Below are 21747 nucleotides of genomic sequence, written 5' to 3' on the forward strand. Positions count from 1 at the left end.
CTCTACTCGAGGTAGTCGCGGAGCGACTGCGATCGGGACGGGTGGCGCAGCTTGGCCATCGTCTTGGACTCGATCTGGCGGATGCGCTCGCGCGTCACGCCGAAGGTGTCGCCGATCTGATCGAGCGTCTTGGGCATGCCGTCACCCAGGCCGAAGCGCATCCGGATGACGCCCGCCTCACGCTCGGAGAGGCTGTCGAGCAGCGACTCGAGCTGCTTCTGCAGCATGGTGAAGCCCACGGCGTCGGCCGGGACGACAGCCTCCGTGTCTTCGATGAGGTCGCCGAACTCGCTGTCGCCGTCTTCACCGAGAGGAGTGTGCAGCGAGATCGGCTCGCGCCCGTACTTCTGGACCTCGACGACCTTCTCGGGGGTCATGTCGAGCTCGCGCGAGAGCTCTTCGGGCGTGGGCTCGCGACCGAGATCCTGGAGCATCTGACGCTGCACGCGGGCGAGCTTGTTGATGACCTCGACCATGTGCACGGGGATGCGGATGGTGCGGGCCTGGTCGGCCATGGCCCGGGTGATGGCCTGACGGATCCACCAGGTGGCGTAGGTCGAGAACTTGAATCCCTTGGTGTAGTCGAACTTCTCGACGGCGCGGATCAGACCGAGGTTGCCCTCTTGGATCAGGTCGAGGAACTGCATCCCACGGCCCGTGTAGCGCTTGGCGAGGCTGACCACGAGGCGGAGGTTGGCACCGAGCAGGTGGCTCTTCGCACGCTGTCCGTCGCGCGCGACCCAGCGGAGTTCGCGCTCGAGCTCTTTGCTCAAACCGGAGCTGGCCGCCAGCTTGTCTTCGGCGAACAGACCGGCTTCGATCCGCATCGCCAGCTCCACCTCTTCGGCGGCGTTCAGAAGGGCGACCTTGCCGATCTGCTTCAGGTAGTCCTTGACCGGGTCGGCCGTGGCGCCCGTGATGGTCGTCGAGTAGACCGGCATCTCGTCGTCGTCGTCTTGAGAGATGACGAGTGCGCCCTTGGGCAGGATCTCGGGGGCCTTGTCGGTCGCGTCGGCGTCCGTCTCGGCGGGGGCCTCCTGCGACTCGGCGTCGTCGTCGGCCGGAGCCTCGTCGGCGGCCTTGGCAGCCTTGGGGGCGGCCTTCTTGGCCGGAGCGCGCTTCGCGGGCGCCTTCTTCGCGGGGACGTCGGCCGCGACCTTCGTCTCGTCGGTCACGGACTCGTCTGAGGCCGTGGTCGCCTTGCTGCGGGTAGCCATGCGAACACCTTTCACATCTCTATTGCTCGGGTCCGGGTGCGACCAGCGTGATCGGTGGGACCGTGCTCGTCGGACCTCGACCGGCAAACGGATGGCGTCGGTCGATTTCGGGCAGTACTAGGACCCATGTCAAGTCTCGTGCCGGAAGTCGATCGCGACAGCGACGACGGGGTGAACGAGAAACGAACGGGTCCGTGATCCATTATTACACGCCCCGCGCCCACGGCCCGACACCGCGGAGGCGGCTCTCAGCCCCGTGGCCCGCGCCGCATCCGCCAGCGCCGGAGAGCCGCGACCCAGATGGGCGCGACCTCGATGCCCTCCTCGTGTCGCAGGCCCCGGCGGGTCCGACGTCGCTCGACGACGAGGCAGGCGACGCCCGTCCCGACGACGAGGTACTGGACGAGGAACGCGATCCGGAACGACTCGAACGCGAAGATGTCGCTCGGGGCCCCGGAGGCGACGCGGGCGGAGTCGAGCTGATCGAGCACCACGCCGATGAGGAACATCATGACGAAGCTCGCCAGGAAACCTCCGACGTTGACGATGCCGTTGGCGACGCCGAGACTGCGCAGGGGGTTGAAGGTCCGTGCGAAGTCGAAGCCGATGATCGACCCCGGTCCGCCCACGCCCAGGACGACGACGAGCACGACGGCGAGCCAGGGAGGCGGGGTCCCGGGCCAGGCCAGCACGAGGGTCCAGACGGCGGCCATGGCGAACACGATGCCGAGCACGAGGTTCGAGCGCCGGAGGGGGAACCGGGCGACGAGCAGGCCGAGGATGGGGCCGGCGACGACACCCGAGGCGACGAGGACGGCGAGCAGACCGGACGCCTCGCCCGAGCTCAGCCCCAGGCCCCCGACCAGGAACGGCACGCCCCAGAGCAGGCTGAAGACCGTACCGGAGGACTGCGTGACGAAGTGCGACCAGAATCCGAGACGGGTCCCCGGGCGGCGGGCGCTCTCGACCAGCTGACGCCCGGCGGATCGCCAGGTCGTGGTCGTAGAGCGCGGTATCACGCCCTCGGGCGCCTCGGACACGAGCATGACCACGACGGCGACCGCGATGACGGAGAGCGCCGCGGCGCTGATGAAGGCCGGCGACCATCCCACGCCGTGCAGCACGATCGACAGCGGCACGGCCGAGAGGATCTGACCGAACTGACCGATGTTCCCCGTCCACTGCGACACCTGCGGCAGGATCGGCCCCCGGAACCACGACGGCAGCAACCGCATCACCGAGATGAAGGTCATCGCGTCGCCCGCGCCCACGAGCATGCGGCCGACGATCGCGAAGCCGATCGTCGGGGGTGAGACGGCGACCACGAGCTGTCCGACGCCGAGCAGCACCCCTCCGGTGACGATCAGCGCCTTCGGTCCGACCCGATCGAGCATGACGCCCACCGGGATCTGCAGACCGGCGTAGACCACCAGCTGGACGACGGCCAGGGTCGAGAGGGTCGATGCGGAGACGTCGAAGAGCTGGCGGGCCTCGACGACCGACACCCCGAGGGACGATCGCTGCATCACCGCGACGATGTAGGCGAAGACGGCCGCGCCCCAGACGAGCCAGGCGCGCTTCGAGTTCACCCGACGAATCTACCCGAGCGACGAGCGCATCCGCCGCCGACCACGCGTGCCCGTGGACGGGACGACGGCCGAGGAGGCGCGGGTCAGGCGGACGTGTCGCCGTCGGTCCTGCGCGCCAGGAACTTCTCGAGCTCGGCCGCCAGCGCGTCGGCCGTCGGCACCTTGCCGTCCTGGTCGGTGAGCGGCGACGGCAGGGGGTTGCCCTCCATGTACGTGTCGTGGCGCTCTTCGAGGGTCGCGACGAGTCTCGACAGCTCGGTGTTGCCGTGCACCTGCTCCTCCACCTTGACGAGGAACTCGCGCCCCTCCTCGCGGAGACGGTCGGTGGGGAAGATGAGCCCGGTGGCCGCGCTGATGCTCGACAGCGCGGCGACCGCCGCGTCGGGGAACTCCGTGTCGGCGAGGTAGTGCGGCACGAGGAGGACGAATCCGGCCGTGGGGTGACCGTCCTGGCCGAGACGGTGCTCGATGAGGTGGAGGGCGTTGGCCGGCGCCTGCGTGACGGGCTTCCACACCGAGAGCGACTCGATGAGGTCCGCGCGGTTGCCGCTCACCGTGACGCCGATCGGCCTGGTGTGAGGCACGGGCATCGGGATGGAGTGGACCCAGGTCGTCGTCGAGACCCGGTAGCGCTCCACGAGCTGGACGACGGCCGCCGTGAAGCGGTTCCACTGGAAGTCGGGCTCGAAGCCCGACAGGAGGAGGAACGGCTGACCGATGTCGTCGCTCATCAGGTGCAGGGACAGACGGGCGACCGAGACCTCGCTCACGTGGTCCTGGTCGAAGGTGAAGACCGGACGACGCGCCCGGTAGTCGAGGAGCTCGTCGGTGTCGAACGAAGCGACCAGCGTGCTGTCGAGAGTGTCGATCATGTACTCGGCGAGTTGACTCACCGCCGAGCCGGCGTCGGCGAAACCGGTCAGGCCCGCGACGAGGGGCAGCCCGTCGGGGACGTTCGGGGCGTCGATCGAGAGGTCGTAGAGTCCGGCGGGGTCGTGCATGTCGACAAGCCTAGATACCGGCGAGGTGCTCCGCAGGCCGTCGCCACGTGCCGAGAGCGAACAGAGCCGTGGCTACCATCGAGGCATGACCGTTTCGACTCTGACCACCAGCACGACCACCCCCGCCGAGATCGAGGGGGACGTCCTCGTCGTCGGCGTCCGCAAGACCTCGTCGGGCCCGGAGCTCACCACTCCGGTCGAAGGCCTGGCTGACGTCCTCTCCGCCGTCGGCGTGACCGGGGCGCGCGACGAGCTGGTCCGGCTGCCCGGCACGGCCGTGCGCGCCTCCGGAATCGCACTGATCGGACTCGGCGACACCGTCGACGCCGAATCGCTGCGCTACGCGGCCGGATCGGCCGTCCGTCAGCTGACGGGCGTCGACCGCGTCGTGATCGCCCTCCCCGTGACCGGCACCCAGGAGGCGCTGGCCGCGCTGGAGGGAGCCGCCATCGCCTCGTACGAATTCGACGCGTTCCGCTCCACGACCGCGTCGGACTCCCGTCGACACGCACACGACATCGTGCTCGCCACCGACGTGCCGGTCGATCCGGCGACCGCCGAGCGGGCCCGCATCGTCGCGACCGCCGTGCACACGGTCCGTGACCTCTCGAACACTCCCCCGCAGCAGATGTTCCCCCAGGCGCTCGCCGACAAGGCCGTCTCGCTGGCCGAGGGCACCGCCCTCGAGGTCACCGTGCTCGCCGAGGACGAACTGCTGGCGGGCGGCTTCGGAGGCATCCTCGGCGTCGGCCAGGGCTCGAGCCGGGGCCCGCGCCTGGTCAAGGTCGAATACCGCCCCGAGGGGGCGACGAAGCACCTGGCCCTGGTCGGCAAGGGCATCACGTACGACACCGGCGGGCTCTCGCTGAAGCCCGCAGCCTCGATGCTCGGCATGAAGGACGACATGACGGGTGCGGCCACCGTGCTCGCCGTCACCGTCGCGGCCGCCGAGCTGGCGCTGCCCGTGCGTCTGACCGCCTGGCTGTGCGTCGCCGAGAACATGCCGAGCGGCACGGCGATCCGGCCCGACGACGTCCTGACCATCAAGGGCGGCACCACCGTCGAGGTGACGAACACCGACGCGGAGGGCCGCCTGGTCATGGCCGACGGTCTCGTCGCGGCCAGCGAGGAGCAGCCGGACGCGATCGTCGACGTGGCGACCCTGACCGGCGCCCAGGTGGTCGCACTCGGGATGCGCACCGTCGGAGTCATGGGCAACGACGCGCTGGCCTCCCGCGTGGTCGAGCTGGCCGACTCGATCGGCGAGACGTTCTGGCGCATGCCCCTGCCCGGCGAGCTCAAGGCGCGCCTGGCGTCCGACGTGGCGGACCTCGTGAACGCGACCCCCGGCAACACCGCTGCGGGGATGCTGCTCGCCGGGGTGTTCCTGAACGAGTTCGTGGGGAAGAAGGACGGCGCCGACACCGCACTCCCGTGGGTCCACCTCGACATCGCCGGCCCGTCGAACAACAAGGCCGGCGGCTACGGCTACACCGGCAAGGGCTCTACCGGCGTTTCCGTGAGAACCCTGCTAGAGCTGGCCTCCGACTTTTCGGCCGCGTAGTAGGGTCGACGAGGCGGGAGAATCCCGTCGAGAACGGTCCCTGAACGCCGGTCCGCCTCCACGACACGTCGGAGGCGAAGCGGGCGACGTGTCGTCGTCACCACGACGGCGCCTCCCCACCCGGCGCGGGGTACCTCCGAACGCACGAGGGAGTTGCTGGGTGTCGGAACAGAATTTTGACCTGGTGGTGCTCGGTGGCGGGAGCGGCGGATACGCCGCGGCGCTGCGGGCGACCGAGCTGGGGCTGAGCGTCGCGCTGGTCGAGAAGGACAAGGTCGGCGGGACCTGCCTCCACCGGGGATGCATCCCCACCAAGGCGCTCCTGCACTCGGCCGAGGTGGCCGACGTCTCGCGCGAGTCGGCCAAGTACGGCGTGCACACCGACTTCCACGGGATCGACATCCCGGCCGTGACGACCTACCGCGAGGGTGTCGTCGCCAGCAAGTACAAGGGTCTCCAGGGTCTGCTGAAGGCGCGCAAGATCACGACCGTCGAGGGCGAGGGTCGACTCACGTCGCCGTCGACCGTCCAGGTCGGCGACACGACCCTGAAGGCGAAGAACATCGTCCTCGCCACCGGTTCGTACTCGCGCAGCCTCCCCGGGCTCGACATCGGAGGGAAGGTCATCACGAGCGAGCAGGCTCTCGCCCTCGACCACGTCCCGAACAAGGTCGCCATCCTGGGCGGCGGCGTGATCGGCGTCGAGTTCGCCAGCGTCTGGAAGTCCTTCGGCGCCGAGGTCACCATCATCGAGGCGCTCCCCCACCTCGTCCCCAACGAGGAGGAATCGATCAGCAAGCAGTTCGAGCGCGCGTTCCGCAAACGCGGCATCGAATTCTCGCTCGGTGTGCGATTCCAGGGAGTCACCCAGAACGACGATGGCGTCGTCGTGACGCTGGAGGACGGCAAGACGTTCGACGCCGACCTCCTGCTGGTCGCGGTGGGTCGCGGCCCCTCGACGGCCGGTCTCGGCTTCGAGGAGGCCGGAGTGACGGTCGACCGCGGCTTCGTCATCACGAACGAGCGCCTCGCCACCTCGGTGCCCGGCGTCTACGCCGTGGGCGACATCGTCCCCGGACTCCAGCTCGCGCACCGGAGCTTCCAGCACGGCATCTTCGTCGCCGAGGAGATCGCGGGCCTGAAGCCCGTCGTGATCGAGGACGTCAACATCCCCAAGGTCACGTACTCCGACCCCGAGGTCGCCTCAGTCGGTCTCACCGAGGCGAAGGCCTCGGAGAAGCACGGCTCCGACAAGATCACCAGCTACGACTACAACCTCGCCGGCAACGGCAAGAGCCACATCATCGGCACTGCGGGTTCGGTCAAGGTCGTCCGCGTCGTCGACGGGCCCGTGGTCGGCGTCCACATGATCGGCGCCCGCGTGGGCGAGCTGATCGGCGAGGCTCAGCTGGCCGTCAACTGGGAGGCCTACCCCGAGGACGTCGCGCCCCTGATCCACGCGCACCCGACGCAGAACGAAGCTCTCGGTGAGGCGATGCTGGCTCTGGCCGGCAAGCCGCTTCACGCGATGTAGCACCCACCGCACTTACACACACAAAGACACGCAATGTCGTCAAAGGAGTTCCACAGATGAGCGAATCCGTCAACCTCCCGGCACTCGGTGAGAGCGTCACCGAGGGCACGGTCACCCGCTGGCTCAAGAATGTCGGTGACCGCGTCGAGGTCGACGAGCCGCTGCTCGAGGTCTCGACCGACAAGGTCGACACCGAGATCCCGTCGCCCGTGGCCGGTGTGATCGAAGAGATCCTCGTGCCGGAAGACGAGACCGTCGAGGTCGGCACGGCACTCGTCCGCATCGGCGACGGCTCGTCCGACGCACCGGCCGAGGACGCCGGCGAGTCGAGCGACGACGCCGAGCAGTCCGACGAGCCCGAAGCCGCCGCCGAAGATGGCGACGACGCCGGGGACGCCGAGCTGCCCTCGTCCGCTGCTCCGGCACCCGGCGAGGAGGCCGAGGCTTCGGCCCCCGAGCCCGCTCCCGCCGTCGACCCGGCCCCGGCGGCTCCTCAGGCTGCGGCACCGCAGGCCGCTCCGGCCGTCCCCGCCGCAGCGCCGTCGGCTCCCGCCGCGCCGGCCGCAGCCGCGCCGGCCGCTGCTGCTCCCGCTGCCGCGGCACCCGCCGCCGCCCCGTCGTCGGACTCCGGTTCGACCGCGGGCTACGTCACGCCTCTGGTCCGCAAGCTCGCGAACGAGAAGGGCGTCGACCTGTCGTCCCTCTCGGGCAGCGGTGTCGGCGGGCGCATCCGCAAGGAGGACGTCCTCTCAGCCGCTGAGGCCGCGTCCGCGAAGACCGCCGAGTCGAGCACGGCGTCGACGAGCGCAGCGCCGGCGCCCCTCGAGATCTCGCCCCTCCGTGGAACGACCGTCCCGATGACGCGACTCCGCAAGGTCGTCGCCGAGCGCGCCGTGCAGTCGATGCAGGCCATGGCCCAGCTGACCAGCGTCGTCGAGGTCGACGTCACCAAGGTGGCGTCGTTCCGCGACGCGAACAAGGCCGCCTTCCTGGAGAAGACCGGCAACAAGCTGTCCTTCCTGCCGTTCTTCACCCTCGCGGCGGCGGAGGCCCTCCAGGCTCACCCGAAGCTCAACGCGACGGTGGACGGTGACTCGATCGTCTACCCCGACCACGAGAACATCAGCATGGCGGTCGACACCGAACGGGGTCTCCTGACTCCGGTCATCAAGAACGCCGCCGATCTCGACCTGGCCGGCATCGCCGCCCAGATCGCCGATCTCGCGCAGCGGACCCGCGACAACAAGCTGAAGCCCGACGAGCTGGCCGGTGGCACCTTCACCGTGACGAACACGGGTTCGCGGGGCGCGCTGTTCGACACGCCGGTGGTGTTCCTGCCTCAGGTCGCCATCCTCGGTACAGGCATCGTCGTCAAGCGCCCCGTGGTCGTCAAGACCGACGGTGGCGAGGCGATCGCCGTCCGCTCGATGGTGTACCTGGCCCTGTCGTACGACCACCGCATCGTCGACGGTGCCGACGCTGCGCGATTCCTGGTCGCCGTCAAGGACCGCCTCGAGGCCGGCGACTTCACCGCGAAGCTCGGCATCTGATCCGCAGCCCGTCACTGACGGGCGATGATCTCGCGAAGCCGCCAACCGGCCTCGGTCCTCACCACGAGGACCGAGGCCGGTTCGTCGTCCGCGGTGTGAGCTTCGAACAGCACGCTCTCGCCGAGACGCTGGGTCTCCGGGCCCAGGCGGGTCGGCAGGAGCGCCTGGGCGGTGGCGGCGGGGTCGTCGACCAGTGCCGAATCCGACCGGGCGAGGGGTGACCCGTGGTGGTCGAACGCGGCGATGCAGGAGGGGGTGGGGTCTCTCAGGCACTCGACCCGCGCCTCCAGCAGGACGGCCGTCGCGGCTGCTGCGTCGTCACCTCGCAGCACGGCCTCCTCGGCGGAGGGGGTGGTGACGGTCGGCGACATGCCCGGCGGCAGCCCTCCCGACGCATCCGCCCGCAGCGGGGACGTCGACGGGCGGGGAAGCCCGTCGGCATCCGTCGCGGCATCCTCCCTCGGAGAGAGGAGGGACGCCCCCACGAGAGACAGGACGAGCACGCCGGCCACGACCCAGAAGCGGGGACGGACGACTCGGAGTCGATCCCGCAGCGGAGCCCGCGGTCGATCGTGCCACCAGGCGAGGGCCCGGTCGATCAGGGCGCTCTCGGGCAGCACGGCCAGCCAGGCGGGTGTCTCGCGGGGCGCCGTCCGCAGGGTCGCCGTCGACTGCTCCCCCACGGCACCGACCGCTGGGGTGAGGAAGACCGTCGGCAACGGCCGGGGCTCGCCGAGGTCATGAGCCCACTCGAGCAGCTCGTCGGGGGTGGTCGGCGGCACGCCCCGGCACGACTCGTCGTCGAGGCGGTCGACGACCAGCGACCAGAGATCGACCACCCCGGGGTGGCCGGCGAGAGCCGCTGTCGAGAGCGTGCCGGAGAGGGCATCCGGCGGCGCGGTCGAGACCGCGACGTCGCCGGAGCTCAGACCGATGATGACCGGTGCACCGCGATCGTCGATCCCGATGCAGTGAGGCGGCAGCACCGCGGGGACCACGCCCCGAGCGGCCAGGTGCCCGAGTGCGGAGGCCAGGGGCACGACGAGGGTGACGGCCTCGCCGCGCGCGAGCGCCCCGCGGCCCGCGAGCCAGGCGTCGAGCCGGATCGACGGGACACCCCGGGTCACCACGACCGGTCGACCGTCGAAGTGGAAGACATCGAGCACCTCGACCACATGGGGGTGGTCGGCGCAGCACAGGGCCGCTGCCTCGACGAGGGCCTCACGGGTCGAGGAGGGGGAGGCGCGGAGCAGCACGGGCTCGCCCGACGACCGCGTCGAGGTCCACCACCGGAACGGCGGAGGCCCGTCGACGGGCTCGGCCTCGTAGGGCCCGACACGGGTGCTCGACATGACTCGAGTGTCGTGCACGCCGGCACGGGGACGGCGGAGCCGGCGGCCGTCTGGGGACGCGTTCGCGGACGGCGGTCTCGGGGAGGACTCGTGACGGCGGGCGAACCCGTATCCTGTGAGCATGGCACGTAAGTCTCCGGAGAACACGACCCCGAAACCGCCCAAGGAACCGGGCCGTTTCAAGCAGATGTGGCAGGTCTTCCAGATGACCCGCCGGATCGACAAGACGGCGCTGCCGCTGATGCTGGCGGTGCTGATCGTCCCGATCCTGCTCGGTGTGGCCGCGGGCATCCTGCTCTCCGAGGGGAACGTCCTCGCGCTCGTCCTCTACATCGTGGTCGGCGTCATGCTCGGCATCCTGCTGCTGCTGCTCGTGCTCGGTCGTCGTGCGGAGCGCGCGGCCTACTCGCAGATCGAGGGTCAGCCCGGCGCCGTGGGCGCGGTCATGAAGAGCGGCCTCCGCCGCGCCTGGCGTGCAAACGAGATGCCCGTCGCCGTCCAGGGCCGGAGCCAGGCCGCGGTCTACCGCGCGGTCGGCAAGCCGGGAGTCGTGCTCATCGCCGAGGGCGCGGCCGGCCAGACGAAGCGCCTGGTCGACGAGGAGCGTCGCAAGGTCGCCCGGGTCCTCCCCAACGTCCCGATCACGGTCCTCCACGTGGGCCCCGACTCGGACGCCGTGCCGCTGCACAAGCTGGCCGGTCGGATGAACAAGCTGAAGAAGGCCATCAACCGCAACGAGGTCCTGGCGGTGGGCAACCGCCTGCAGTCGCTCGGTCAGAACGGCCTGCCCATCCCCAAGGGCGTCGACCCGTTCAAGGCCCGCGCCGGTCGACCGCGCTGACCCGCGCCTCCTGCGATCACGAAGCCGCCGCCGCTCCCCCTCGGGAACGGCGGCGGCTTCGTCGTGACCGGACGGTCAGACGCGGACGAGCACGGTGCCGGCGATCCGGTCGTGGAGACCGCGCTGGTCGAGGTCGAAGACCACGGCGGGGATCACCAGGGCGACCAGCAGAGTCCGCACGACGGGGCGCCAGAGGCCGAGGTACCCGCCGGCCATCGGCACCACCCGCATCCGCAGGGCGAGATGACCGATCGTGCCGCCGAGCGTGATCAGGAAGACGATCTGCACGAGGACGAAGACGATCGTGATGGCGATGCCCTCGCCCCCGAAGAACGCGAAGGCCACGATGTAGGCGAGAGCCCAGTCGATCGCGATGGCGGCGACGCGGCGCCCGAGTCTCGCGATCGACCGCGGTCCGCTCTCGGGGAGACCGAGTCGACGACCGGGCCAGGCCTGTTGTCCGCCCGCCGCGCCTCCTGCCCTGTCGGGGCCGCCGGGCGGTGTTCGAGGGGTCTGAGGCATGCCCATGAGCCTACCGATCAGGGCAGCCGTAACATGCCGGAAACATCAGGGACACTGCGGCGAAACGGCCCCTCAATACCCTCGATACAGGCTGCAGCCGTGGCCGATCCGTTCCAGTCAAGCCCATTGGAGAGACATCTCGTATGTTCACTGATTCTTCCGAGGTGCTGAAGTTCATCAAGGACACCGACGTCAAGTTCCTTGACATCCGCTTCACCGATCTTCCCGGTGTCCAGCAGCACTTCAACATCCCCGCCTCCACGGTCGACGAGGAGTTCTTCTCCGTCGGGCAGCTCTTCGACGGATCGTCCATCCGTGGCTTCGCCTCCATCCACGAGTCGGACATGCAGCTCATCCCCGACGTCACGACCGGATACGTCGACCCGTTCCGTGCCGAGCGCACGCTCATCCTCGTCTTCGACATCTTCAACCCGCGCAACGGCGAGCTCTACAGCCGCGACCCGCGTCAGGTGGCCAAGAAGGCCGAGAAGTACCTTGCATCGACGGGCATCGCGGACACGGCGTTCTTCGCCCCCGAAGCCGAGTTCTACATCTTCGACGACGTCCGCTACGAGGTGAAGCAGAACGCCAGCTTCTACAGCGTCGACAGCGAAGAGGGCGCCTGGAACACCGGTCGCGTCGAAGAAGGCGGCAACCTCGCCAACAAGACGGCCTACAAGGGTGGGTACTTCCCGGTCAGCCCGGTCGACAAGACCGCCGACCTCCGCGACGACATCAGCCTGCGGCTGATCGACGCCGGCCTCGAGCTCGAGCGCGCGCACCACGAGGTGGGCACCGGCGGTCAGCAGGAGATCAACTACAAGTTCGACACGATGGTCCACGCGGCCGACGACATCCTGAAGTTCAAGTACATCGTCAAGAACACCGCCGAGATGTGGGGCAAGGTCGCGACCTTCATGCCCAAGCCCCTCTTCGGCGACAACGGCTCGGGCATGCACACGCACCAGTCGCTGTGGAGCGACGGCAAGCCCCTGTTCTACGACGAGAACGGCTACGGCGGTCTCTCCGACCTCGCCCGCTGGTACATCGGCGGCCTGCTCAAGCACGCCCCCGCCGTCCTGGCCTTCACGAACCCGTCGATCAACTCGTACCACCGTCTGATCCCCGGCTTTGAGGCCCCCGTCAACCTCGTGTACTCGGCGGGCAACCGCTCGGCCGCGATCCGCATCCCGATCACCGGCACGAACCCGAAGGCCAAGCGCATCGAGTTCCGCGTCCCCGACGCCGCCTCGAACCCGTACCTGGCGTTCGCCGCTCAGCTGATGGCCGGCCTCGACGGCATCCAGAACCGCATCGAGCCGCACGAGCCGGTCGACAAGGACCTCTACGAGCTGCCCCCGGAGGAGGCGAAGGGCATCCCCCAGGTGCCCGCGTCGCTCGACGGTGCGCTCGACGCGCTCGAGGCCGACCACGAGTTCCTCACCAAGGGCAACGTCTTCACGGAAGACCTCATCGAGACCTGGATCGCCTACAAGCGCGAGAAGGAGATCCTGCCCATGGCGCAGCGTCCCCACCCGTTCGAGTTCGAGCTGTACTTCGGCGTCTGACCTCCGAGCACCGCGCGAGGCCCGCTCCCCTACTCGGGGTGCGGGCCTCGTGCCGTTCCGGGCCGGTCGGAGGACGGCGCACTCGAGCGGGCTCGAGCGGGCTCGCGCAGGGCCGAGCGGGGCAGACAGCCGAGCGGGACTCAGCCGGTGGGCTCGGGAGTCTCGTCGAGACCGTAGAAGCCGCGTTCGAAGACGGCCCGCGACCGCCTGGTCGCCGCCAGGTAGTCCTCTTCGAGCCGGGTCGCGGAGCCCGGCGGGTACTCCATGAGCCGGGCGACCCCCTCGAGGAGGCGCCGGTCGGTCGGCAGGACGTCGGACGTCCGTGACGTCCACAGCACGACGGCGGAGCGAGCCCGGGAGGCGATGGTCCAGGCGTCCCGCAGCTTCTGAGCGTCGTCGCTCGACAGCAGACCCGCCTCGGCGGCCGCTGCCAGCGCTTCCAGCGTCGACGGCGACCGCAGACCCGGGGTGTCGTGCGCATGCTGCAGCTGGAGGAGCTGCACGTACCACTCGACGTCGCTGAGCGATCCGCGCCCGAGCTTGAGGTGACGGGACGGCTCGGCGCCCTTCGGGAGCCGCTCCGCCTCGACACGGGCCTTGATGCGCTTGACCTCGCGCACCTCCTGGTCGGATATGGCCTCCGGGTACCGGACACCGTCGGCGACGGCCATGAACTCGGCCGCCAGACCCTTGTCGCCGGCGACCGGGCGCGCACGCAGCAGCGACTGGGCCTCCCAGGTGAGCGACCAGCGCGCGTAGTAGGCGCGATACGACGACAACGAGCGCGCGACGGTGCCGTTCTTGCCCTCGGGGCGGAGCCCGGTGTCGAGGTCGAGCGGGACGAGGGCGTCGGAGGTCAGACGGTTCAGCTCGGCGACCACGGCCAGGGCACGCCGGTGCGCGGTGCCGTCGTCTCCCTCGGCCCGGTAGACGTAGAGGACATCGGCGTCCGAGCCGAAGCCCAGCTCTTCACCGCCGTAGCGACCCATCGCGATGACGGCGAACTCGAGGTCGCCGGCGTCGCGGCGAGCGAGGGCGAGCGTGCCCGAGATGGCGGCCGTCGTCACCGCCGAGAGTCCGCGAGCGAGCTCGTCGATGCTCAGCAGGCCGAGGATGCCGCCCATGGCGAGACGGAGGATCTCGCGCCGACGGGACTGCCGCAGCACGGCCGCCGCGGCGTCGACGGAGGAGTGCCGGGCGACGGTCGCCCGCGCCTCGTCGAGCAGGCTGGCGAGGGGTCGGGGCCGCAGCTCGTGGTCGTTCTCGAACCAGGCCGCCGCCTCGGGGATCCGGTCGAGCAGATCGGCGACGAAGCGGGAGCTCGAGAGCACGGTGGTGAGCCGGTGGGCCGCGCCGGAGGAGTCGCGGAGCATGCGGAGGAACCAGTACGACTCGCCCAGGCCGTCGCTCAACCGCCGGAAGGCCAGCAGACCGAGGTCGGGGTCGGTGCCGTCGGCGAACCACTGCAGCATCGCCGGCAGCAGGTGGCGCTGGATGCTCGCCCGTCGCGACACCCCCGCCGTCAGGGCGGCGATGTGTCCGAGCGCACCCCGGGGGTCGACGAAGCCGATCACCGCGAGCCGCGCCGCCGCCTGATCGCTGCTGAGCGCGAGCTCCTCTTCGGGACGCGCCGCGACGGCCGAGAGCAGCGGCCGGTAGAAGAGCCGCTCGTGCAGGGTGCGGACGCGACGACGCACATCGTGCCAGGTCGTCACCAGCTCCGCCGCCGTGGCGCCCAGCCTCGACGAGCGGGCGAGCACGCGCAGCGCCCCCTCGTCGACCGGCATGAGGTGGGTGCGCCGGAGACGGGACAGCTGGATGCGGTGCTCGAGGAGGCGCAGGAGGCGGTAGTCGCGGTCGAACTCGGCGGCCTCGGCGCGCCCGACGTACCCCCGGCGGGCCAGCGCCCCGAGCGCGTCGAGAGTCGCGCGCTGACGCACCCCGTCGTCGGCCTGACCGTGCACGAGCTGGAGGAGCTGGATGGTGAACTCGATGTCGCGGAGCCCCCCGGGGCCCAGCTTCAGCTGCCGGTCGACCTCGTCGGCGGGGATCAGGTCGGTCACGCGCTCGCGCATCCTCTGCACCGACTCGACGAAGTTCTCCCGCGACGCGGCGGCCCAGACGAAGGGCGCGACGCGTTCGACGTACCGGTCGCCCAGCTCGGTGTCGCCGGCGAGGGGCCGGGCCTTGAGCAGCGCCTGGAACTCCCACCCCTTCGCCCACCGCTCGTAGTAGGCGACGTGCGACTCGAGGGTGCGCACCAGGGCCCCGGCCTGGCCCTCCGGTCGGAGGTTCGCGTCGACCTCCCAGAGCTCGGTCTCGAGGGACAGCTCGGAGACGACACGGACGGTGTGCACGGCCAGGCGGGTGGCGATCTCGACCGCGCGGCCGTTCTCGAGGCCGTCGGCGCCTTCGGCCACGTAGACGACGTCCACGTCGCTCAGGTAGTTGAGCTCGCGCGCCCCCGCCTTGCCCATCCCGATGATGGCCAGTCGGGTGCGGTCGACGTCCTCCGCGGGGAACGCCACCTCGCGACGGGCGACGGCGAGACCCGCGTCGAGCGCCGCACCCGCGAGATCGGCGAGGGCGGTGGCGACGACCGGCAGGACCGCCAGCGGGTCGGGCGAGTCGAGGTCGAACGACGCGAGTCGCAGCAGGTGCCGTCGATAGCGGACCCTGAGGGCCACACGCGCCTCGTCGCCGACCCGCTCGCCGACGGACTCGAGCAGGTCGGCGGTGTACTCGCCCACCGACGGCGGCTGCACGAGCGGATCGCGGAGCGCCTCGAGCTCGGCGGGGCGACGCACGACGAAGTCGCCGAGCCCCGAGGAGGCGCCCAGCACGACGACGAGACGGGGCCCGTAGCCGTCGGTCAGCAGCGACTCGACCGCCGACCTGTCACGGTCGACCAGACGTTCGAGCTGCAGCAGGGCGGAGTCGGGGTCGGCGCTGCTCGCGAAGGCGGGCAGCAGCTCGGCCACCGCGGGGACCCGCGACGAGAGCTCGGCGAGGCGGTCACGCGCCTCGCCGAGCTCGGCGAAGCCCAGTCGGGCCAGCTCGGAGAGAGCTGCGGCGGGACGGGGCATCTGTCGTGGGCTCAGAGGATCTCGAGGTTCGAGCTGAGCTCGAACGGCGTCACCTGTGCCCGGTAGGCCTTCCACTCCTGACGCTTGTTGAGCAGGACGTAGTTGAAGACCTGCTCGCCCAGGGTCTCGGCGACGAGCTCGCTGTCCTCCATGATCGACAGCGCGTGGTCGAGGCTGGCGGGGAGCTGCTTGTAGCCGAGGGCGCGACGCTCGGCGTCGCTCATGCCCCAGACGTTGTCCTCCGCCTCGGCGGGCAGCTCGTAGCCCTCTTCGATGCCCTTGAGACCGGCGGCCAGCATGAGCGAGAAGGCGAGGTACGGATTCGCCGCCGAGTCGATCGCACGGTACTCGACCCGGCTCGAGTTGCCCTTGTTGGGCTTGTAGAGCGGGACGCGCACCAGAGCGGAGCGGTTGTTGTGCCCCCAGGTGACGAAGCTCGGGGCCTCGTCGCCACCCCAGAGACGCTTGTAGCTGTTGACGAACTGGTTCGTCACGGCCGTGATCTCGGGAGCGTGCTTGAGCAGACCGGCGATGAACTGACGCCCGATGGTCGAGAGCTGGTACTCGGCACCCGCCTCGTAGAAGGCGTTCGAGTCGCCCTCGAAGAGCGACATGTGGGTGTGCATTCCCGAACCGGGGTGCTGGCTGAAGGGCTTCGGCATGAACGTCGCGTAGACGCCCTGCTCGATGGCGACCTCTTTGATGACCGTGCGGAAGGTCATGATGTTGTCCGCCGTCGTCAGGGCGTCGGCGTAACGGAGGTCGATCTCGTTCTGACCGGGGCCCGCCTCGTGGTGGCTGAACTCGACCGAGATGCCGAGGTCTTCGAGCATGCGGACCGAGCGACGCCTGAAGTCGTGCGCCGTGCCCCCGGGGACGTTGTCGAAGTAGCCGGCCGAGTCGACGGGCTGCGGCCCCTGCTCGCCGATCTGGGCGCTCTTCAGGAGGTAGAACTCGACCTCGGGGTGCGTGTAGAACGTGAAGCCGCGGTCTCCTGCGCGGGCCAGCGTGCGCTTCAGGACGTTGCGGGGGTCGGCGACGGCGGGCTGGCCGTCGGGGGTCGTGATGTCGCAGAACATCCGCGCCGTGGGGTCGATCTCGCCCCGCCAGGGCAGGATCTGGAACGTGGTCGGATCGGGCTGCGCGAGCACGTCGGCCTCGTACGACCGGGTGAGACCCTCGATGGCGGAGCCGTCGAACCCGATGCCCTCGGCGAAGGCGCCCTCGACCTCTGCCGGGGCGATGGCCACCGACTTGAGGGTGCCGATCACGTCGGTGAACCAGAGGCGGATGAACTTGATGCCGCGCTCTTCGATCGTTCGAAGAACGAAGTCTCTCTGCTTGTCCATTCACGGCCTTTCTGCTCGGCGTCCAGGCTACTGGACGAGCCGGGTGTCGCGAGGGGCGCCGGGCCGACGGCGATCAGTCGTCTGCGGCCTCTTCGGCGTCGAGTCGGGCGTTGCGGGCCTTGATGGTCTCGATCGCCTTCGCCGCCTCCTCGCGGGTAGCGTAGGGGCCAGCGCGGTCGATCGCGGGCGAGACCTTGCCCTCTTCGACCTCGTGCGTCTTCGTGTTGAACCAGAACTCTGACATGCGTGGAGGCTACCGCCCGCCGACCGACCGCGGTCGGACCTGCGGCCGCGGCCCGGCCGCCGACCCCGCACGTCGGGCGAGGAGCGCCGAGACGACCGGCGACAGCAGCATCACGAGGATGCCGGCGATGATGACGAGTGAGCCCACGACCATGAGGGCGATGACGATGGCGACCATGCCGTCGATTCTCGCGCGTCGGGCGCGGCACGGCAAGGAGGCGCCCCGTCGTCGGACACTCCCCCTAAGCTTGACCCCATGCCCCGGGACAGCAACGGAACCCTGACTCCGGGCCGGGTCTTAGCGCAGCGTCCGGTCCCCGCATCCATCCCCCGCCCCGAGTACGTGGGCAAGAAGGGGCCGACCCCCTACACGGGCGGCGACGTCTACGACGCCGAGACGGTCGAGCTGATCCGCGCGAGCGGTCGCATCGCGTCGCAGGCCATCGACGCCGTCGAGGCGGCCCTCCGCCCCGGCGTCACCACCGACGAGCTCGACCGCATCGCGCACGAGTTCGTCGTCTCGCACGACGCCTACCCGTCGACGCTCGGCTACCGGGGGTTCCCCAAGTCGGTCTGCACCTCGGTGAACGAGGTCGTCTGCCACGGCATCCCCGACGACACCGAGCTGGTCGAGGGCGATCTGATCAACATCGACATCACCGCCTTCGCGAACGGGGTGCACGGCGATCTCAACCGCACGTTCATCGTCGGCGAGGGCGCACCCGAGACGGTCGACCTCGTCGAGCGCACCCGCGAGGCCCTCCGCCGGGGCATGAAGGCGGTGGCCCCCGGCCGCGAGGTCAATGTGATCGGCCGCGCCATCGAGTCGTACGCCAAGCGCTTCGGCTACGGCGTCGTCCGCGACTACACGGGGCACGGCGTCGGGCGCGCGTTCCACTCGGGCCTGATCATCCCCCACTACGACGCGCCCCAGTTCGACGACGTCATGGAGGTCGGCATGGTCTTCACGATCGAGCCGATGCTCACCCTCGGCGGCATCGAGGCCGACGTCTGGTCGGACGACTGGACGGTCACCACGCGCGACAAGAGCCTCACGGCCCAGTTCGAGCACACCCTGGTCGTCACCGAACGCGGTGCCGACATCCTCACCCTGAGCTGACGCTCACCTCTCGACCCCTCTAGGAAGGACCCACCCGTGGCACAGAAGGCAGTGGGCATCGACATCGGCGGCACCGGCATCAAGGGGGCGATCGTCGATCTCGAGTCGGGAGAGCTGCTCACCGACCGGATCAAGAAGCCGACCCCCGAGGGCGGCGAGCCCGACGACATCGTCGCGGTCGTCAAGCAGATCGTCGACGAGCTCGGGGTCGACGACGACTCGATGCCCGTCGGCGTGTGCTTCCCCGCCGCGATCATGGACGGCACGACCCTCTCGGCCGCGAACGTCTCGAAGAGGTGGATCGGCTTCGAGGCCGAGAAGCTCTTCGAGGAGACCCTCGGCCGCGACATCCACTTCGTCAACGACGCCGACGCCGCCGGCTACGCCGAGACGCGCTTCGGTGCGGCCCGCGACGTCAAGGGGCTGGTCATCATGACGACCCTCGGCACCGGCATCGGCACGGCGCTCATCAACGACGGCGTCCTGATCGTCAACGCCGAACTGGGCCACCTCGAGATCGGCGGCAAGGACTACGAGACGAAGGCCTCGTTCGCCGCCAAGGAGCGCGACGACCTCACCTGGAAGCACTGGGCGAAGCGCCTGCAGAAGTACTACTCGCACCTCGAGGCGCTGCTCTACCCGCGCCTGATCATCGTCGGCGGCGGCGTCTCGAAGCACCACGCCGAGTTCCTGCCGCTGCTCGACCTCCGCGCCGAGATCGTGCCGGCGACGCTCCGCAACAACGCGGGCATCATGGGCGCCGCGGCCCTCGCCGCGTCGTCCCACCCCGCGGCCTGAGCCGGGGCGCGCCTCGCGACCCGCGCCTCCCGGGGCGCGCCTTCCGCCCGGCGCCTCCCGACCCGCCCTCCCCGGGTGTGCAATTCGCGACCAGGGGAGGTCGGCACGCCGCTCACGTTCGCGTGCAGACGGCGTGTCGCGGGCCTCAGGTCGGGTTCGGCACACGGAGCACCGGCTGAGCGGTCGGGTTCGGCACACGAAGCACCGGCTGACCGGTCGCGATCTGCACACACGTCGGGTCGCGGCCAGCACCGACAGTCAGGGCGGTGCGGGCAGCCGGGCCGGACGCGACGATGCCCTGCTGCAGGAGGCGCGCCTCCTGAAGCAGGGCATGTCACGTGGTGCGAATGGGCCGGCTGCTACGCCGGGTTCTGTCTCGATGCTCTCGCACCGTGGACGGCCATCTCTCTCGGGACTACGTTGCCGCAGCCCTCCAGCGGTCTACCCGAGGACTCGGCGAGCAACCTCGACGCCCTCTGTCTGACCTTGCTCCGGGCGAGGTTTACCTAGCCGGTCGGTCACCCGAACCGCTGGTGGTCTCTTACACCACCGTTTCACCCTTACCCCGGTCGCGCCTTGCGGCGACGACCGTGGCGGTCTGCTCTCTGTTGCACTGTCTCGCGGGTCACCCCGGGTGGGTGTTACCCACCGCCCTGCTCTGTGGAGCCCGGACGTTCCTCGGCGGCACGGGCGGACCCGTGCCGACGCGACCGTCTTGCCGACCCATTCGCGCACCCAGCCTAGCGGCGACCGCGGCCGTCGTGGCCCTCGGGTCAGATGCCGGACTCCTGCGTGCGCACCAGCACGGCGTCGCTGTCGGGGCAGAGCAGCACGTCGTACGCCGACGCGGCCCGGACGGCGGCGAGGTCGCTGCCGGTGAGAGTGACCCCGCTGGCGCTCGACACGCCACCGCGCAGCAGCGACGCCCCGACGCCGTAGCGCTCGCGCTGGCGCTCGTAGAGGGCCAGGAGGTCGGCGGGCACGCGCGCGGCGATGGTGTCGCGGTCGGCGGCCACCTGAACGCGCTCGCGCTCGAGACCGGCCAGCGACTCGTCGCGCGACGTGGTCGCCTCGTCGCGCCGACCGTCGATCTGGTCGAGCTCGCTCTGGGTCAGTCGGGCGACGGCGCCGAGGCTCTCGACGCGCTCCATGACGTCCATCTGCAGGTCTTCGAGGTCGGAGGTCCGCTTCGAGAGCGCCGCCAGCTCGCCCTCGAGCGCCTGGACGTCTTTGACCGACGACGTCGACGCGAGACGCTGCTGGTCACGCGCGACCCGTGCCTGCACCACGGCGACGTCGGACTCGATGCGCTTCAGCTCGACTTCGGCGTCTTCGAGGGCGCCCTGCTCGGAGGCGAGTCGGCTGCGCAGTCGCGAGGCGTCGCCGTCGATCGTGGCGAGGACGGCGGTCTCGGGGAGGTTGCGCGCCCGGTGGGCGAGCTGCTGCAGGGTCGTGTCGAGCTTCTGGAGATCGAGCAGCAGGGCCTGGTCGTCGGGGCTGGCGGTCAACGGCATGCGTGGCCTTCTTCGTGTCGGTGCAGATGGTCTGGGATGGAGGTGCCGAGGAGGCGCGGTGCCGGCGGGCGGGTCGGCGTCACTGGACGACGGCGAAGTCCCACGGGTCGGTCCGCAGATCGCTCAGCGTGACCTCGACGTCGTCGAGGGCCTCACGGAGCTGGGCGGCGGCCGTGTCGAGCCACAGCCATTCGGCCGCCCAATGCGAGATGTCGACCAGCGCCGGGCCGCGACCGAGGAGCATGAGCTCGCGGGCGTCGGAGGTGGGGTGGTGCCGCAGATCGCTGGTGATGAAGACGTCGGCCCCGCGGACGGCCGGGTCGTCGAGCAGCGAATCGCCCGCACCGGCGCAGAGCGCGACGGTCTGGACGAGATGCTCGGCGTGACCGGCGACCCGGATGCCGGAGGCGGTCGGCGGCAGCACGTCGCGGAGTCGCGTCGCGAGGGCCACCAGCGGGATCGGCTCGGACAGCCGGCCGACGACGCCGAGCCCGGTCGTCTCGCTGCCGCCCGCCGTGATCGGCCGCTGGTCGAGGAGACCGATCTGGTGGGCGAGCACCCTCGAGGTGCCGGTCTCGACCACGTCGGCGTTCGTGTGGGCGGCGACCAGAGCGCAGTCGGCTCGGATCAGCCGAGCGATCACCGCGCCCTTCGTCGTGTCTTCGGACACCGTGCGCGCACCTCGGAAGAGCAGCGGGTGATGGACGAGCAGGAGGTCCGCGCCCAGGGCGATCGCCTCGTCGGCGGTGTCGAGCACGGCGTCGACGGCCAGGTGGATGTGCGTCACCGGCCGGTCGGGATCGCCGACGGCGAGACCCGGGGAGTCCCACGACTCGGCGCCGCTGAGGGGCCAGAGACGTTCGATGACGGCGGAGACGGACGCGAGGGTGGACACCCCG

The 21747-nt window shown here is 70.2% G+C and carries 18 protein-coding genes and 1 other RNA gene; 7 read left to right on the forward strand and 12 right to left on the reverse strand.

The features are described from left to right. Positions 1–2: 2 nt before the first annotated feature. The 3 genes from ACZ6JE_RS04205 to ACZ6JE_RS04215 all read right to left on the reverse strand — a co-directional run bounded on the left by ACZ6JE_RS04205 (position 3) and on the right by ACZ6JE_RS04215 (position 3807). Positions 3–1217, reverse strand: a complete 1215-nt coding sequence (locus ACZ6JE_RS04205) for an RNA polymerase sigma factor (RefSeq protein WP_192060262.1) — start codon at positions 1215–1217, stop codon at positions 3–5. A 248-nt stretch (positions 1218–1465) separates the two neighbouring features. Further along, on the reverse strand, positions 1466–2806 hold the full coding sequence (locus tag ACZ6JE_RS04210; protein WP_464318273.1) for an MFS transporter: 1341 nt from the start codon (positions 2804–2806) through the stop codon (positions 1466–1468). A gap of 83 nt (positions 2807–2889) precedes the next feature. Continuing rightward, positions 2890–3807 (reverse strand): proteasome assembly chaperone family protein, encoded by a 918-nt coding sequence (locus tag ACZ6JE_RS04215; protein WP_192060260.1) that lies wholly within the window; start codon positions 3805–3807, stop codon positions 2890–2892. 85 nt (positions 3808–3892) lie between these two features. On the opposite strand from ACZ6JE_RS04215, the gene ACZ6JE_RS04220 reads away from it, so the two are divergent. The 3 genes from ACZ6JE_RS04220 (at position 3893) to sucB (ending at position 8455) form a co-directional block, all read left to right on the forward strand. Further along, positions 3893–5371, forward strand: a complete 1479-nt coding sequence (locus tag ACZ6JE_RS04220) for a leucyl aminopeptidase (RefSeq protein WP_192060259.1) — start codon at positions 3893–3895, stop codon at positions 5369–5371. A 160-nt stretch (positions 5372–5531) separates the two neighbouring features. After that, a complete protein-coding gene (gene lpdA, locus ACZ6JE_RS04225; protein ID WP_243215737.1) occupies positions 5532–6905 on the forward strand; it encodes a dihydrolipoyl dehydrogenase in 1374 nt (457 codons plus the stop codon). Between the two features lie 56 nt (positions 6906–6961). After that, the gene (gene sucB, locus ACZ6JE_RS04230) at positions 6962–8455 is read left to right on the forward strand and encodes a 2-oxoglutarate dehydrogenase, E2 component, dihydrolipoamide succinyltransferase (protein WP_192060257.1); all 1494 of its coding nucleotides are present in this window, start codon (positions 6962–6964) and stop codon (positions 8453–8455) included. Positions 8456–8466: 11 nt separating this feature from the next. Here the strand turns inward: sucB and ACZ6JE_RS04235 are convergent, their stop codons facing one another. Further along, positions 8467–9807, reverse strand: a complete 1341-nt coding sequence (locus tag ACZ6JE_RS04235; RefSeq protein WP_464318274.1) for a protein kinase family protein — start codon at positions 9805–9807, stop codon at positions 8467–8469. A gap of 121 nt (positions 9808–9928) precedes the next feature. Here ACZ6JE_RS04235 and ACZ6JE_RS04240 point away from each other — a divergent pair, with 121 nt between their 5' ends. After that, positions 9929–10648 carry a DUF4191 domain-containing protein gene (locus ACZ6JE_RS04240; RefSeq protein ID WP_192060255.1) on the forward strand — a complete coding sequence of 240 codons (720 nt, stop codon included), beginning with the start codon at positions 9929–9931 and terminating at the stop codon, positions 10646–10648. A gap of 75 nt (positions 10649–10723) precedes the next feature. Here ACZ6JE_RS04240 and ACZ6JE_RS04245 read toward each other — a convergent pair whose 3' ends face one another. Next, complete coding sequence (locus tag ACZ6JE_RS04245) at positions 10724–11170, reverse strand: RDD family protein (protein ID WP_192060254.1); 447 nt, start codon at positions 11168–11170, stop codon at positions 10724–10726. Between the two features lie 143 nt (positions 11171–11313). Between ACZ6JE_RS04245 and glnA the strand changes: the two genes are divergently transcribed. Next, positions 11314–12738, forward strand: a complete 1425-nt coding sequence (gene glnA, locus ACZ6JE_RS04250) for a type I glutamate--ammonia ligase (RefSeq protein WP_192060253.1) — start codon at positions 11314–11316, stop codon at positions 12736–12738. Positions 12739–12878: 140 nt separating this feature from the next. Here the strand turns inward: glnA and ACZ6JE_RS04255 are convergent, their stop codons facing one another. The 4 genes from ACZ6JE_RS04255 to ACZ6JE_RS04270 all read right to left on the reverse strand — a co-directional run bounded on the left by ACZ6JE_RS04255 (position 12879) and on the right by ACZ6JE_RS04270 (position 17594). Further along, complete coding sequence (locus ACZ6JE_RS04255; protein WP_464318275.1) at positions 12879–15824, reverse strand: bifunctional [glutamine synthetase] adenylyltransferase/[glutamine synthetase]-adenylyl-L-tyrosine phosphorylase; 2946 nt, start codon at positions 15822–15824, stop codon at positions 12879–12881. A gap of 11 nt (positions 15825–15835) precedes the next feature. Then, entirely contained in the window at positions 15836–17173 is a 1338-nt protein-coding gene (locus ACZ6JE_RS04260) for a glutamine synthetase family protein (RefSeq protein ID WP_192060251.1), read from the reverse strand. A 73-nt stretch (positions 17174–17246) separates the two neighbouring features. Then, entirely contained in the window at positions 17247–17417 is a 171-nt protein-coding gene (locus ACZ6JE_RS04265; RefSeq protein WP_192060250.1) for an SPOR domain-containing protein, read from the reverse strand. 9 nt (positions 17418–17426) lie between these two features. Further along, positions 17427–17594 (reverse strand): hypothetical protein, encoded by a 168-nt coding sequence (locus tag ACZ6JE_RS04270; RefSeq protein WP_192060249.1) that lies wholly within the window; start codon positions 17592–17594, stop codon positions 17427–17429. Between the two features lie 78 nt (positions 17595–17672). Between ACZ6JE_RS04270 and map the strand changes: the two genes are divergently transcribed. Together map and ppgK are read left to right on the forward strand one after the other, a co-directional pair. After that, positions 17673–18536, forward strand: a complete 864-nt coding sequence (gene map / locus ACZ6JE_RS04275; RefSeq protein ID WP_464318276.1) for a type I methionyl aminopeptidase — start codon at positions 17673–17675, stop codon at positions 18534–18536. 36 nt (positions 18537–18572) lie between these two features. Beyond that, a complete protein-coding gene (ppgK, locus tag ACZ6JE_RS04280) occupies positions 18573–19334 on the forward strand; it encodes a polyphosphate--glucose phosphotransferase (RefSeq protein WP_192060247.1) in 762 nt (253 codons plus the stop codon). A gap of 344 nt (positions 19335–19678) precedes the next feature. Here ppgK and rnpB read toward each other — a convergent pair. From rnpB to ACZ6JE_RS04295, 3 genes are all read right to left on the reverse strand, one after another. Beyond that, an RNA gene (gene rnpB / locus ACZ6JE_RS04285) (RNase P RNA component class A) lies at positions 19679–20060 on the reverse strand. Between the two features lie 47 nt (positions 20061–20107). Next, entirely contained in the window at positions 20108–20848 is a 741-nt protein-coding gene (locus ACZ6JE_RS04290; RefSeq protein WP_243215311.1) for a zinc ribbon domain-containing protein, read from the reverse strand. Between the two features lie 79 nt (positions 20849–20927). Further along, complete coding sequence (locus ACZ6JE_RS04295) at positions 20928–21743, reverse strand: Nif3-like dinuclear metal center hexameric protein (protein WP_464318277.1); 816 nt, start codon at positions 21741–21743, stop codon at positions 20928–20930. Positions 21744–21747: the final 4 nt, after the last annotated feature.

It is taken from the genome of Frigoribacterium sp. AC759 (assembly GCF_979256015.1).